Origin of the sequence: Myceligenerans indicum (assembly GCF_016742955.1) — a bacterium.
Lineage (GTDB): Bacteria > Actinomycetota > Actinomycetes > Actinomycetales > Cellulomonadaceae > Myceligenerans > Myceligenerans indicum.
This window is the reverse complement of record NZ_JABBYC010000031.1, coordinates 1-13,240: the sequence shown is the minus strand read 5'-3', so window position 1 is coordinate 13,240 and position 13,240 is coordinate 1. Positions and strand designations below refer to the sequence as shown.

The following is a 13,240-nucleotide window of genomic DNA, read 5'->3' as shown; positions in this document are numbered from 1 at the left end:
CCTGGCTCACCCCTTCACCGCCCCGGACAGCCCCGCCCCGCCGAGGAACAGCCGCTGGAACACCAGGAAGATCGCGATCGGGATCACGGTGCTGATCGCAAGCGCGGCGAGCAGCACGTCCAGCTCGACGTAGTCCTGCAGCGCGGGCAGCCGCACCGACAGCGGCTGCACCGCGGGGTCGCGCAGCACGAGCAGCGGCCACAGGAAGTCCTTCCACGCCGTGATGAAGGCGAAGACGGACACCACCCCGACGATCGGCCGGGACATGGGCAGCACGACGGACCAGCCGAGCCGGAACGGTCCGGCCCCGTCGACCTTGGCGGCGTCGAACACCTCGCGGGGCAGCCCGTCGAAGAACCGGGCCACGAGCAGCACGTTGAACGCGTTCGCCCCGGCCGGCAGCCACACCGCCCAGAACGTGTTGATGAGGGACACGTGGGCGACGGGCACGTCGAGCACCGTGAGGTACAGCGGCACGAGCAGCACGACGGCGGGCACGAACAGCGTGGACAGCACGAGCGCGCCGAGCACGCGGGCGTAGGCGGGCCGCAGCACGGACAGCACGTACCCGCCGGTCACGGCGATCAGGAGCTGCACCGCCCAGGATCCGAGCGCCAGCCACAGGGTGTTGAAGAAGTGCAGGTCGATGTCGAACCGGGTCCAGGCCTCGGCCAGGTTCGCCCAGTCGGTCCCGTTCGGGAACACCTCGACGGGGGCACGCAGCGTGTCCTGGGTGGGGGTGATCGCGGCCTTGCCGAGCCAGAGGACGGGTCCGAGCCCCAGGACCACGAGCCCGGCCAGCAGCAGGCCGTGCACCCCGCGCAGGCCGCGCCGGACACCGGGGCGGCGCAGGTCGGCGTCGGAGATGATGCCCCGGTCGGTCGCGGGGCCGGCCGCCCGGCCCGTCGTCGGGCCGCTCATGTCGTGCTCCAGCGCTTGGTGGTGCGGAAGTAGATCGCCGACAGGATCGCGAGGACGACGGCGAGCAGGAGGCTCAGCGCCGTGGCGGCGCCGTAGTCGCCGCGCCCGCCGAAGGCGTAGTTGTAGATCATCAGCAGGATCGTGGTCGTGGAGTTGGCCGGGCCTCCCCCGGTGAACAGGTAGGGCTCGGTGAACACCTGCGACGTCCCGATGATCTGCAGGATCAGCGTGATGAACAGCACGGGCCGCAACTGCGGGAGGGTGACGTGCCAGATCTTGCGCCAGATGCCGGCCCCGTCCACCTCGGCGGCGTCGTACAGCTCGGGCGGGACGCCGGTGAGGGCGGCGAGGTAGATGATGACGGTGCCGCCGGCCGCCGCCCAGGTGGCTTCGAGCACCAGGGACGGCATCGCCCAGTCGGGGTCCTGCAGCCAGGGGAACGGTCCCGCACCGACCCACCCGGCGATGGTGTTGAACACGCCGGTGTCGGCGCCGCTGTAGAAGGTCTTCCACAGCAGCACGGCGACCACGGGCGGGACGACGACGGGCAGGTACGCCAGCGCGGCGAACAGGCCGCGGGCACGGCGCACCTCGCTCATCGCCACGGCTGCCAGGAGCGGCACCGGGTAGCCGAACAGCAGCGCGAGCACGGCGAAGTACAGCGTGTTGCGCACGGCGACGGGCAGCAGCGGGTCGGACAGCACGTACGTGAAGTTCTCCAGTCCCACGAACTCCGGGGCGGCGACCAGGTTGGTGTACTGGACGCTCATGACGACCGCGCGGGCGATCGGGAACCAGGAGAACAGGCCGAAGCACAGGATCATCGGCAGGGCGATGAGGAGCGTGGAGGGTCCGCCCCGCCGCGCCCAGGCGGCGAGGCCGCCCGGGCGCGGCGCCCGGGCGGGTGCCGCCTGCGAGGTCGCAGGCGGCACCGGCCGCTCGAGGGAGGTCACCACGACGTCAGCCACGGTCGATCAGGGTCTGGACCTGCTGCTCGGCGTCGGCGAGCAGCGCGTCGATGTCGGCGTCCTCGTCGGTCAGGACGGCCTGCACCACCGGGTCGAGCGTGGCGTACAGGTCCTGCGTGGCCGACGGCGGCTCGGGGGCCAGCGGCTGGTCGTAGATGCCGTCGCTGTACGGGGCGAACTGCTCCAGGGGCACGTTGATCAGGTCGGCGATCCACTCCTGCGTCTGGTCGTAGGTCGCCTTGTCGAACACGGGCAGGACGGGGGCGCCCACGGGCTGGTCCTGCGCGGCGGCCGCCTCGGCGTCGGCCACGGCGCCGGCCTGCGTCGTGAGCTTGCCCAGGTAGTAGAAGTCGATCCACTGCACGGCCGCTGCCTGCTCGGCGGGGCTCGCCTTGGCGTCGACGGCGGCCAGGGTGCCGCCGCCCAGCGCGGCGGCGTCGTCGCCCTCCAGCGGCAGCACGGTGACGCCGTAGTCGTCGGGGTTCATCGCGTTCTGCGTGATGAGGTTGCCGTAGTCGCCGCCGCCGGAGATCAGCATGCCGATCTTGCCGGCGCCGAAGTCGGCGTGGCTGGTGCCCCAGTCGTAGAGGAACTCGTCGCCCATGGAGTCGTCCTCCCAGCGCAGGTCGTGCAGGTACGACAGGGCGTCGTGGTACTCGGGGGTGTCGATGGTCGCGATGTCCTGCTTGCCGTCATTCGTCTCGCCGCGGCCGCCCATCGCGTACGCGAGCGAGGTGAGGATCCAGCCGCCGGTGTTGGAGGAGGTCATCATGCCGAAGCCGGTCTCGCCGGTCTTCTCGCTGATCGCCGCTGCCGCCTCACGCACCTCGTCCCACGTGGCGGGCGGGTCGTCGGGGTCGAGCCCGGCCTCGGCGAACAGCGCGCGGTTGTAGTGGATGCCCTGGCCGTAGGCGGCGACCGGGATGGCCCACTGGGAGCCGTCGGCGGCCTGGCCCGCCTGTGCGACCGTCTCGTTGAACTGGTCGGCGTAGGGCAGCTCGGCCGTGAGCGCCGAGATGTCGGCGATCTGCTCGCGTTCGATGAGGCCGCGGCCGTCGGTGAACGGCACCGTGAACACGGTGGGCAGGGTGCCCCCGGCGAGGTCGGCGGCGAAGGTGGTACCGGTCCAGGTGTATTCCTGCGCCTCGACGGTGATGTTCGGGTGCTCCTCGGTGAACTCCGCGGCGCGGGTCTCGAAGGCGGCGACGGCCTCGTCGGCGAGGCCTTCGTCGATCGCGACCGTGAGGGTCACCTCCTGCTCGTCGAGGGCATCGGCCTCGGCAAGGCTGAGGGGCTCCTCGCCGGCGGAGCAGGCCGTGAGCCCCGCGGTCAGACCCGCGGTGAGCGCCAGGACGGCGAGGGGGGCGGTTGTGCGTGACTTCATCATCACTCCTTGGTTCGGCGCGAGGTAGCGCCGGTCGGGTCCTCCAGGCGGCACCAGGCCGCCGTGTCCGGGGGGAGCCGCCCGTCGTCGGTGAGGGGCGCGCTCGTGAGGGTGGTCGTGGCGCCGCCGGGCAGCGCCACGGGGTCGGGTCCGAGGTTCACCACGCAGGCGAACCCCGCACCGCGGGTGAAGGCGACGACACGGTCGCCGCCGTCCAGGGGGGTGCCCGGCAGGTCGAGCCAGGCGAAGGCGTCGCCGCGCAGCCCGGGTTCGGTGCGGCGGGCGGCGATCATCGTGCGGTAGAGGGTGAGCATCGAGCCGGGGTCGCCGGCCTGGTGCTCGACGGCGAACTCGCCCCAGCCGTCGGGCTGCGGCAGCCAGGGCGCGGCTCCGTCGTCGGGTCCGAAGCCGTGGCTGGGCCCGCTCGCGGTCCAGGGCAGCGGGACGCGGCAGCCGTCGCGGCCGGGGTCGACGCCGCCGGAGCGGAAGTGCATCGGGTCCTGGATGGCGTCGCGGGGCACGTCCGCCTCGGGCAGGCCGAGCTCGTCGCCCTGGTAGACGTAGAGGCTGCCGGGCAGGGCGCCGGTCAGCAGGGCGGCCGCGCGGGCGCGGCGGGTGCCGAGCTCCAGGTCGGCGGTGGTGCCGAAACGCTTGCTGAGGAAGTCGAACGAGGTGTCCTCGCGGCCGTACCGGGTCACGGGGCGGGTGATGTCGTGGTTGGACAGGACCCAGGTGGCCGGTGCGCCGACGGGGGCGTGCGCGTCCAGGGTGCGGGTGATGGACTCGCGCAGTTCCTTCGCGTCCCAGGGGCGGGTCATGAAGTCGAAGTTGAACGCCGTGTGCATCTCGTCGGGGCGCAGGTAGAGCGCGAAGCGCTCGGGGTCGGGCAGCCACACCTCCCCCACCAGGACGCGCTCGGCGCCGGGGCCGCCGCCGTAGGAGTCGGCCACGGCCCGCCAGCCGCGGTAGATGTCGTGCAGGTCGTCGCGGTCCAGGTGCGGGTGCTCGCCGGCGCCCCAGGTCTCGGGCACCTCCGGCAGGGCGGGGTCCTTGGCGGGCAGGGCGGCGGAGTCGATGCGCACGCCGGCGGCGCCGCGGTCGAACCAGAACCGCAGGACGGCCTCGTGCTCGGCGCGTACGTCCGCGTTGTTCCAGTTGAGGTCCGGCTGCTGCGGGGTGAACAGGTGCAGGTACCACTGGCCGGGGGTGCCGTCAGGGTCCGTGGTGCGGGTCCAGGTGTCTCCCTGGAAGCTGGACGTCCAGCCGGTGGGCATCTCCTCACCGCCGGGGCCGCTGCCGTCACGGAACCAGAAGCGGGCGCGCTCGGGTGAGCCGGGCGGCGCGGCGAGCGCGGCACGGAACCAGGGGTGCTGGTCGGAGACGTGGTTGGGGACGACGTCGACGATGGTGCGGATGCCCCGCTCGCCGGCCTCGGCGATGAGCGCCTCGGCGCCGGCGAGGTCGCCGAAGACGGGGTCGATCGCCCGGTAGTCGGCCACGTCGTAGCCGCCGTCGGCCAGCGGTGAGGCGTACCAGGGCGTGTACCAGACCGCGTCGACGCCGAGCGCTTCGAGATGGCCGAGCCGGGCCCTGATGCCGGCGAGGTCGCCGGTGCCGTCACCGTCGCCGTCGGCGAACGACCGCGGGTAGATCTGATAGATCACCGCGTCGCGCCACCATGCGCGCTCGTCGGGGTGGTTCACGCTGCCCTCCGCACGTCGTCGTGTTCGGTCTCCGGGCATGACCGTAACGACTGAACAGAGTCAGCGCAAGAACTTGACAGACAATATGCAGGGAATCTTGTCCCGGAATCGACGACGGCGCCGCCGGGCCCCGCGCCACCCGCGGCGGGTCACCCGCAGGTCACCCGTGCGTCACCCCCGCGGTCGTGCCGCCGCCGTGGAGCGGCGCACCACCAGCTCAGGCTCGAACAGCAGCTCGTCGCGCGACACGGCAGCCCCCTCGATCAGGCCGGCCAGCAGGTCCACGGCAGCCCGCCCCATCTGGTCGATCGGCTGGCGCACCGTGGTCAGGGCCGGGTCGGTGGAGTTCATCAGCGCCGAGTCGTCGTAGCCGACGACGGACACGTCCCGCGGCACGTCGAGACCCGCGCGGCGCACGGCGCGGACGGCACCGAGTGCGAGGGGGTCCGAGGCCGCGAGGATCGCGGTCACACCCCGCTCGACGAGCCTCGCGCCGGCGGCCTGACCCGCCTCGATGCCGTAGCGGCTGTGCACCACGAGCTCGTCGGGGAACTCGATCCCGGCGCGGGCCGCGAACGACCGGGCCGCGGCCAGCTTGCGCTCCGAGGGCACGTGGTCCCCCGGCCCGAGCAGCAGCCCGATCCGCTCGTGCCCCATCGAGACCAGGTGCTCCAGGCCCTGCTGGGTGGCGATCAGGTCGTCGCAGGACACCTGGGGAAAGCCGAGTTCGTCGATCGACGCGTTGATCAGCACCACCGGCAGGCCGAGGGACCGCAGCCGCTCGTAGTGCTCATGGTCCGCGTCCCGCTCGGCGTACAGCCCTCCGGCGAAGATCACCCCGGAGACCTGCTGGGTCAGCAGCAGGTCGATGTACTCGGCCTCGGTGATGCCGCCCGCGCTGCGCGTGCACAGCACGGGCGTGAACCCCTGCTGGGCCAACGCGCCGCCCATGACCTCGGCGAACGCCGGAAAGATCGGGTTGGCCAGCTCCGGCAGCACGAGCCCCACCAGCCGGGCCCGGTCACCCCGCAGCTTCACCGGCCGCTCGTAGCCCAGCACGTCCAGCGCCGTGAGCACGGCCTCGCGCGTCGCGGCCGACACCCCGGGCTTCCCGTTCAGCACCCGACTCACGGTCGCTTCGCTGACCCCGACCTTCTCGGCCACATCGGCAAGTCGTCGTCCCATACCATCGACCTTACACAAGATCTCGCAAGCCGCTTGCGCGACTTGCGAGATCTTGCGCGGCAGGCGGGAAGGCCCACGCCGGCGGGTCTACTCCCGGTCGACCGTGAAGGTGCTCGTCGTGTTCCGGATGTCGACCGCGTTGTTCGCGAGGGTCAGGTCCACGAACGTCGCCGAGCCGACGGCGGGGCCCTGTCCCGGCTCCGGCAGCTCGTTGGCCCAGATGCCGAACCCGGACCTCGCGTCCCAGTCGTCGCCGCTGCGCCGGGCCCCGCTGACCGAGACCCGCGTGAACACGGTGTCCTCGATCGCGTGCTGCGGCTGCCCGCCGACGTAGTTGGTCTGGAACATGATCCCGGAGTACGTCGGGTCGACGATGTCGACGTCGGACACCCGGATCGCCCGGAACTCCTTCGACGCGGAGAACAGCCACATCGCCGGGAACGTCTGGTCACCCCAGAAGTGCCCGCCGGTGCGGACCAGCGAGATCTCCTCGAAGCGCGTCTCCCCGGGTCCGAAGCCCTCCATCGGGTAGCCGAAGTCGAGCGAGCTGATCGTCACCCCGGAGTAGACCAGGGTGTCGGCCACGAGGATGTCGCGGAACGTGTTGTCCTGGCCGCCGTACACGGCCAGGCCTGCCGCCCGCCACGTGACCAGGGACGTGAGGCTCTCGTACAGGTTGCCGGCCTGGCCGCTGCCGCCGGCGTCCGTCGCGGCGAACAGGGCGAAGGAGTCGTCCCCGGTGCCGCGGGTCTCGATGTCACGCACCACGTTCCCCGACGAGCCGTTGGTCATGTTGATGCCGTCGGCCCAGGTGTTGCGGATCCGGGAGTTGGTGATCGTCGAGTCGTCCATGTTCGCGGCCCAGAACATGCACACCATGTGCTCCACCCACAGGTCGTCCACCGTCATGTCGGCGACGCCGGTGAAGTCCAGCACCTTGCCCGGCCCGTCGATCCGCTGCACGTAGTTGCCCCAGTAGGAGAAGCTGCGGAACGCCGAACCGTTGGCCGAGGAGTTGGCGCGGAAGCCGATGTCGGTGTTGGTCTGCCCCTCGGGGGCGCGGAACCGCGTGAACCAGGGGCCGGCGCCGACGACGTCGACCGCCTCGCCGTACACCTGGAACTTGCTCGCCGTCGTGTAGTCGCCCGCGGGCAGGTACACGCCGTCGTACTCGCCGCCGGTGTCCATGCGCGCCTTGTCGAGCGCGTCCTGCACGTCCTGGTGCGTGAACCCGTCCGGCTCCACGTAGCGGGCCGGGTCCGGGTTCGCCTTGGGGCCGGCCAGCTCGGTGCTGATGAAGTCCACGGAGACCGGTAGCGGGTTGGCCGAGGTACGCACCAGCCGGATCGTCGAACCGGCCGGGACCGTCTCGTCCAGGAGCGTGCTCGCCTCGTCGTAGACGTGCCGCGGACCGCCCGCGGACGGGCTGTTCCCCGGGTTGGCCTCGTTGCCGTACACCCAGGAGTAGCGGGAGGTGAGGTCGAGCCGGCGGCGGAACTCGCCGTCCACGAGGATGTCGATGCTGCCGTCCTGACCGCCGCCATCCGCGGCGTCGGGGATGGAGAACCTGGTCACGAGCGTGTTCGTGGGTTCGGTCAACGTCCACTCCACCCAGGCACCGTCCTGCACCAGGTGCACGGCCCGTCGCCCGGACGCCTCCCCGGCCAGGTCACCCACCGTCCGGTTGGGCCCGAGCAGCTCGGCCCCGCCGCCGAGCGTTCCGTCCTCGGCCTCGAGGATCCGGTACGGCATGTCGGCGCCGCGCCCGTCCGGCAGGTCCGGCGGGTCGGTGGGGTCGTCGGTGGGCGGGTCGGTCGGGTCGTCCGTGGGCGGGTCGGTCGGATCCTCGCCCGGCGTGCCCCGCACCTCGAACTCGGCCACCTGGGCTCCGGGCGCGCCCGAGTTCGCGGAGAACTCCAGGCGCACGTCCTGCGCGATGCCGGCGACCGGGACGGTCACGACGTTCCCGGTGGCCGGGGCGAAGGTGTACTGCGCGGGCTCGGCGAGCGTCGTGAAGGCTCCCGATCCCGTGCGGCCGAGCACCGCGAACGTCTGGGTGCGCTGCGCCCACACCGGATCTGGGTTCAGCCGGACCGTCACGGACGCCAGCTCGGCCGGCGCCTGGAGACTCGTGGTGAGGGTGGCCGGGTACTGCCCGGCGCCGGACTCCCAGTAGGTCCCGGTGTCCCCGTCGGTCGCGTGCGAGGCGGCGTAGGTCTGCGTGGACGACGACGCGGAGACCGGTCGCCCGTCCGCGAGGTTCGTGCCGCCCGCCTGCTCGCCCGGGACACCGAGCACCCGCAGCTCGGAGAGCTGCCCGGCGGGCCAGCCCGTGTTGGCCTCGAAGCGGAGCCTCACGAACCGGGCTCCGGCGTCGGGCACGTCGACCTGGACGGTGTTGGCCGCCCCGGGTTCGAACGAGTAGGTGTCCCGTTCGAGGACGGGCGTGAACGACACGCCGTCGTCGGACCCCAGGACCGTGACGTCCTGGTCCCGGGCCTCCCAGCCCGCGGGCAGCCGGAACTCGAGCCCGGTCACCGTTCCCGGGGCGCCCAGGTCGACCTGGAGCCACTCGGGAAAGCTGTCGTTGACGGACTCCCAGTACGTGGCCGGGTCCCCGTCGGTGACGTTGCCGGAGACGTACGCCTGCTGGTGGGAACTGGCGCTCACGGGCTTTCCCGCGGCGAGATCGACCGGTTCGGCCGACGCCGGCCGCGTGGCGACGGCGGCCGGCGAGGACAGCAGCAGGCCGGTCAGCCCGGCCAGAGCCGTGACGATGGTGGTGCGCTTGCGTCTTCTCATCGGATCTCCAGGGATCGTGGCCGGCGACAACGGCGGCGGCGATGAAGTTGCTCGGAATGTTGCTCTCAAGCTGACAACTTTGTGCAGCCAGATTGTTCATTTCTTGCGCGGTGGTGAGCCTACGAACCCACCAGGGGCCCGTCAACCCCCGAGCAGGCCACGCGAAGACGTCAACCGATTTTCACGGCGTCGTCACGGACCTCCGCCTAGGATCGGCCCATGGACACGGTCGACCCGAGCGAGCTGCGCGTGGTGATGCACGAGGTCCGCCGGATGGCGCTGACCTACAAGTTCGGCATCGACGAGGTGATGACGAAGATCTCGATCCTGCGGGACGAGCTGCGCCACATGCAGCAGTACAACCCGGTCGAGCACGTGGGCTCCCGGCTCAAGTCGCTCGACTCGATCGTGGCCAAGTGCCGGCGCAAGAGCATCCCGTTCACGCCCGAGGGCATCCGCAAGCACATGTTCGACATCGCCGGCATCCGCGTGACCTGCAGCTTCGTCTCGGACATCTACCACGTACGCGACATGCTCATCAAACAGGCCGACGTCACGCTCCTGGAGGAGCGCGACTACATCGCCACGCCCAAGCAGAACGGCTACCGGTCGCTGCACCTCATCCTGCAGGTGCCGGTCTTCCTGTCCGACCGCGTGGAGGACGTCATCGTCGAGGTGCAGCTGCGCACCATCGCGATGGACTTCTGGGCGTCGCTCGAGCACAAGATCTACTACAAGTACGACCGCGAGGTACCCCGCCACCTGATCGACTCGCTGAAGCTCGCCGCCGACGTCGCCCAGTCCCTGGACACCTCCATGGAACGGATCCACGACGAGGTCAAGCTGCTGTCCGGCGGCACCGAGCCGGCCGTGCGCCCCGACACCCTGCTCAGCCCCGAGGAGATCCTGCGCGAGTTCTGGTCGGGCCGCTCCGACGACGCCCGGTTCGACGACCACGGCCGCCTCACCCGCGGCTCCTGACCGCCGAGGAGACACCGTGCGGGCGATCATCCAGGACCGGTACGGGACGGCCGACGTCGTCCGCCTCGGCGACATCCCGCGGCCGGAGCCCGGCCCCGGACAGGTCCTCGTGCGCGTCCATGCCGCCTCGCTCAACGGCTCGGACCGCGAGAACCTCGCGGGCAGCCCCTTCTACGCGCGCGTCGCCGGCCTGCGACGCCCGAGGAACCCCGTCCCCGGCTCCGACGTGGCCGGCGTCGTCACCACCGCGGGCTCCGACGTCACCGGCCTCGCCCCGGGCGACGAGGTGTACGGCGAACTTCCCGGCTACCGCGGAGGCCTGGCCGAGTACGTCGTCGCCGCCCCCCGGCTCCTCGCGCGCAAGCCCGCCGAGCTGTCCTTCGTCGAGGCCGCCGCGATACCCCAGGCCGGCTGCATCGCCTGGCGCGCCGTGCGCGTGGCCGGGAAGGTCCGGCAGGGCGACAGGGTGTTGGTCAACGGCGCGGGCGGCGCCGGTGGGGCGTTCGTCGTCGGACTCGCCAAGCATGCCGGCGCCGAGGTCACGGGAGTCGACCGCGCCGACAAGGCCGACCACCTGCGCCGTGCGGGCGCCGACCACACGATCGACTTCGAGACCGAGGACTGGGCCGGCCACCGCGAGCGCTACGACCTGGTCATCGACCTCGTGGCCCGCCGCTCCCCGTATCGCGTGCACGGCGCGCTGCGGCCCGGCGGCGCCTACTACCTGGTGGGCGGCCGCACCAGAGACCTGCTCGCCACTCTCGCGACGGGGCCGGCGATCCACTGGTTCACCGGCAAGCGGGTGCGCATGCTCGCCGTCCCCCAGAGCCGCGACGACCTCGTCGCGGTGACGCACTGGCTGACCACCGCCGCCGTCAGCCCCGTGGTCGACCGCGTCTACCCGTTCGAGGAGGCGCCCGCCGCGTACGAGCGGCTCGCCGACAGCGCGAACCGCGGCAAGATCGTCGTGCAGCTCGCCGCGGCCCGCACCGGGTGACCTACCGGACCTCGCCGCTCCGGATCCGTTCCCGGACCAGGGCGTACTGGGCGGTGACGTACTCCTCGAAACGAGAACGCTCGATCCGCCAGACCTTCTTGGGCCCCACCTGGATGGCCGGCAGCTCGCCGCTGCGCAGCAGGCCGTACACGATCGCGCTGGAGACGTCGAGGGCCTTGCAGACGTCCGTCAGTGTCATGAACCGGGAGTCATCGGGCTTGTACTGACTTTCCATGCAGCACAGTGTCCCCGGTCCACCGGCTTCCGTGCCTGTCGACTCGCCCGGGACGTAGGGTGCCCTCCATGGCGACTGTTCTCCCCTTCGACGGCCACGAGCCGCAGATCGACCCGACGGCGTGGATCGCGCCGACCGCGACCATCGTGGGCCGCGTGACGATCGGGCCCCGCGCGAGCGTCTTCTACGGCGCCGTCCTGCGCGGCGACATGGACGAGATCACCCTCGGCGAGGGCAGCAACATCCAGGACAACTGTGTGGTGCACACCGACACCGGCGTCCCGGCGCACATCGGGGCCGGGGTCGGCGTCGGGCACGCGGCGATCGTCCACGGCGCCACCATCGAGGACGGCTGCCTCATCGGCATGGGCGCGAAACTCCTGAACAACAGCGTGATCCGCACCGGTGCCCTCGTCGCGGCCGGCGCGCTCGTGCGCGAGGGGCAGGAGATCCCTGCCGGCCACCTGGCCGCGGGACTGCCCGCGAAGGTGCGCGGCGAGCTGGACGACGCCGGCCGCGAGCGCGTGCGGGAGAACGCCGTCGAGTACCAGAAGCTCGCGGAGCGGCACCGCCGCTCGGTGGGCTGAGCGCTCTCCCCCGGACCCTGGTGCCCCCGCTCGCCTGCGCAAGCGCCGTCGTCCCCGCGACACATACCAGGCATGACCCAACGACGAGCCATCCCGGCACGATCCCCGCGCCTGCTCCTCGGTGTCGCCTCGGCCGGCGTCCTGCTCCTCGGCGGCTGCGCGGGCCCGGCCGGCCCGGCATCCGGCGCCGGCGCATCGAGCGGCGACCCGGTGACCGCGGTCGCGACCGTGCTCCAGAAGGGCGACGGCCCCCCGGAGCTCTGCCTGGGCGGGGTCGCCGAATCGCTCCCTCCCCAGTGCGGCGGCCCCCAGAGCACCGGCTGGGACTGGGACGACGTCGAGTCCGAGTCCGTGCGGGACACCACCTGGGGCGAATATGCGGTCGTGGGCACCTGGGACGGCGAGACGTTCCACCTCACCGAGCCCGCGACGGCCCCGGACCCCAGGGCCGAGCCGCCCGACGACCCCCGGCGCGACCCCGGCGACCCCGGCGAGGCCGGGCCGGAGCGCCAGGCCCAGGACCTGCTGGACGAGGTCTACGAGCCCCTCGGCGGGCTCGCCGGCTGGACCGAGAACGGCTACGTCTGGATCACGGTCGTCTACGACGACGGCAGCATCCAGCGCCACGCCGACCGGACGTACGGCGCGGACAGGATCGCAGTCGTCTCGGCGCTGCGGGACGCCCCGGAACGCCGGTAGACGCGGGCCGGAATGCGACGCCCGCGCCCGGCGTTGTCGCCCGGCGTGAGCGAACCCCTGAAGATCGACATCTGGTCCGACGTCGCCTGCCCCTGGTGCTACATCGGCAAGCGCCGGCTCGAGTCGGCGATCGACCGCATCACCGAGCGCGACGGCGCCCGGCCCGACGTGACCATCGAGTACCACTCCTTCGAGCTGTCACCGGACACGCCGGTCGACTTCGAAGGCACCGCCACCGAGTTCCTCGCCGGGCACAAGCGGATTCCCCTGGAGCAGGCCCGGCAGATGCAGCAGCACGTCGCCGCGCTCGCGGCCGCCGAGGGTGTCGAGTTCCGCACGGACGACGTGCGGCACACCAAGACGCTCAAGGCGCACGAGCTGCTGCATCTGGCCAAGGCGCACGGCAAGCAGTACGAGATGAAGGAACGGCTGCTCAAGGCCTACTTCACGGACGGCCGGCATGTCGGGCACGCCGACGAGCTCGCCGACCTGGCCGCCGAGGTGGGTCTGGACCGGGAGGAGGTGCTCGAGGCGCTGAACAGCGGCCGGTTCGCCGGCGACGTCGCCGCTGACATCGCCCAGGCCCGCGCCTACGGCATCAACGGCGTCCCGTTCTTCGTGCTCGACGGCCGCTACGGCGTCTCGGGCGCGCAGGACCCTGCGGTGTTCGTGCAGGCCATCGACGAGGCGAGCCGCAGCGTGGACAAGGAGACCGCCGATGTCTGACGCCGTCCCCGCCCCTGTCTCTTATACACATCTGACGCTGCCGACGATAAGG

12 protein-coding genes are annotated in these 13,240 nt (G+C 71.8%); 5 read left to right on the top strand and 7 right to left on the bottom strand.

What is annotated here, in order from left to right:
- Positions 1-6: 6 nt before the first annotated feature.
- The 6 genes from HGK34_RS15000 to HGK34_RS14975 all read right to left on the bottom strand — a co-directional run bounded on the left by HGK34_RS15000 (position 7) and on the right by HGK34_RS14975 (position 8,963).
- On the bottom strand, positions 7-921 hold the full coding sequence (locus HGK34_RS15000; protein ID WP_201848816.1) for a carbohydrate ABC transporter permease: 915 nt from the start codon (positions 919-921) through the stop codon (positions 7-9).
- Entirely contained in the window at positions 918-1,874 is a 957-nt protein-coding gene (locus HGK34_RS14995) for a carbohydrate ABC transporter permease (RefSeq protein ID WP_372433136.1), read from the bottom strand. Before HGK34_RS14995 ends, HGK34_RS15000 begins: the two co-directional genes overlap by 4 nt.
- Positions 1,875-1,881: 7 nt before the next feature.
- The gene (locus HGK34_RS14990) at positions 1,882-3,273 is read right to left on the bottom strand and encodes an ABC transporter substrate-binding protein (protein ID WP_201848814.1); all 1,392 of its coding nucleotides are present in this window, start codon (positions 3,271-3,273) and stop codon (positions 1,882-1,884) included.
- Between the two features lie 2 nt (positions 3,274-3,275).
- Positions 3,276-5,015, bottom strand: a complete 1,740-nt coding sequence (locus tag HGK34_RS14985; protein WP_201848812.1) for a glycoside hydrolase family 13 protein — start codon at positions 5,013-5,015, stop codon at positions 3,276-3,278.
- Between the two features lie 132 nt (positions 5,016-5,147).
- Positions 5,148-6,161 (bottom strand): LacI family DNA-binding transcriptional regulator, encoded by a 1,014-nt coding sequence (locus HGK34_RS14980; RefSeq protein ID WP_201848810.1) that lies wholly within the window; start codon positions 6,159-6,161, stop codon positions 5,148-5,150.
- An 87-nt stretch (positions 6,162-6,248) separates the two neighbouring features.
- A complete protein-coding gene (locus HGK34_RS14975; RefSeq protein ID WP_201848808.1) occupies positions 6,249-8,963 on the bottom strand; it encodes a discoidin domain-containing protein in 2,715 nt (904 codons plus the stop codon).
- A gap of 219 nt (positions 8,964-9,182) precedes the next feature.
- On the opposite strand from HGK34_RS14975, the gene HGK34_RS14970 reads away from it, so the two are divergent.
- Positions 9,183-9,944, top strand: coding sequence for a GTP pyrophosphokinase (locus tag HGK34_RS14970; protein ID WP_201848806.1), 762 nt, complete (start codon positions 9,183-9,185; stop codon positions 9,942-9,944).
- Positions 9,945-9,960: 16 nt separating this feature from the next.
- Complete coding sequence (locus HGK34_RS23570) at positions 9,961-10,941, top strand: NAD(P)-dependent alcohol dehydrogenase (RefSeq protein WP_201848804.1); 981 nt, start codon at positions 9,961-9,963, stop codon at positions 10,939-10,941.
- Between the two features lies 1 nt (position 10,942).
- Here HGK34_RS23570 and HGK34_RS14960 read toward each other — a convergent pair whose 3' ends face one another.
- Positions 10,943-11,176: a helix-turn-helix domain-containing protein gene (locus tag HGK34_RS14960; RefSeq protein ID WP_201848802.1), complete on the bottom strand. Its 234-nt coding sequence runs from the start codon at positions 11,174-11,176 to the stop codon at positions 10,943-10,945.
- Between the two features lie 68 nt (positions 11,177-11,244).
- Here HGK34_RS14960 and HGK34_RS14955 point away from each other — a divergent pair, with 68 nt between their 5' ends.
- From HGK34_RS14955 to HGK34_RS14945, 3 genes are all read left to right on the top strand, one after another.
- A complete protein-coding gene (locus HGK34_RS14955) occupies positions 11,245-11,763 on the top strand; it encodes a gamma carbonic anhydrase family protein (RefSeq protein WP_201848800.1) in 519 nt (172 codons plus the stop codon).
- 72 nt (positions 11,764-11,835) lie between these two features.
- Entirely contained in the window at positions 11,836-12,462 is a 627-nt protein-coding gene (locus HGK34_RS14950; RefSeq protein WP_201848798.1) for a hypothetical protein, read from the top strand.
- 45 nt (positions 12,463-12,507) lie between these two features.
- Positions 12,508-13,188 (top strand): DsbA family oxidoreductase, encoded by a 681-nt coding sequence (locus HGK34_RS14945; RefSeq protein WP_201848796.1) that lies wholly within the window; start codon positions 12,508-12,510, stop codon positions 13,186-13,188.
- Positions 13,189-13,240 lie beyond the last annotated feature (52 nt).

What these genes read in the sequence shown, in the direction of transcription:
- HGK34_RS15000 (WP_201848816.1), bottom strand. Translation starts at nt 921, where the DNA reads ATGAGCGGCCCGACGACGGGCCGGGCGGCCGGCCCCGCGACCGACCGG.
- HGK34_RS14990 (WP_201848814.1), bottom strand. Translation starts at nt 3,273, where the DNA reads ATGAAGTCACGCACAACCGCCCCCCTCGCCGTCCTGGCGCTCACCGCG.
- HGK34_RS14985 (WP_201848812.1), bottom strand. Translation starts at nt 5,015, where the DNA reads ATGCCCGGAGACCGAACACGACGACGTGCGGAGGGCAGCGTGAACCAC.
- HGK34_RS14980 (WP_201848810.1), bottom strand. Translation starts at nt 6,161, where the DNA reads ATGGGACGACGACTTGCCGATGTGGCCGAGAAGGTCGGGGTCAGCGAA.
- HGK34_RS14975 (WP_201848808.1), bottom strand. Translation starts at nt 8,963, where the DNA reads ATGAGAAGACGCAAGCGCACCACCATCGTCACGGCTCTGGCCGGGCTG.
- HGK34_RS14970 (WP_201848806.1), top strand. Translation starts at nt 9,183, where the DNA reads ATGGACACGGTCGACCCGAGCGAGCTGCGCGTGGTGATGCACGAGGTC.
- HGK34_RS14960 (WP_201848802.1), bottom strand. Translation starts at nt 11,176, where the DNA reads ATGGAAAGTCAGTACAAGCCCGATGACTCCCGGTTCATGACACTGACG.
- HGK34_RS14955 (WP_201848800.1), top strand. Translation starts at nt 11,245, where the DNA reads ATGGCGACTGTTCTCCCCTTCGACGGCCACGAGCCGCAGATCGACCCG.
- HGK34_RS14950 (WP_201848798.1), top strand. Translation starts at nt 11,836, where the DNA reads ATGACCCAACGACGAGCCATCCCGGCACGATCCCCGCGCCTGCTCCTC.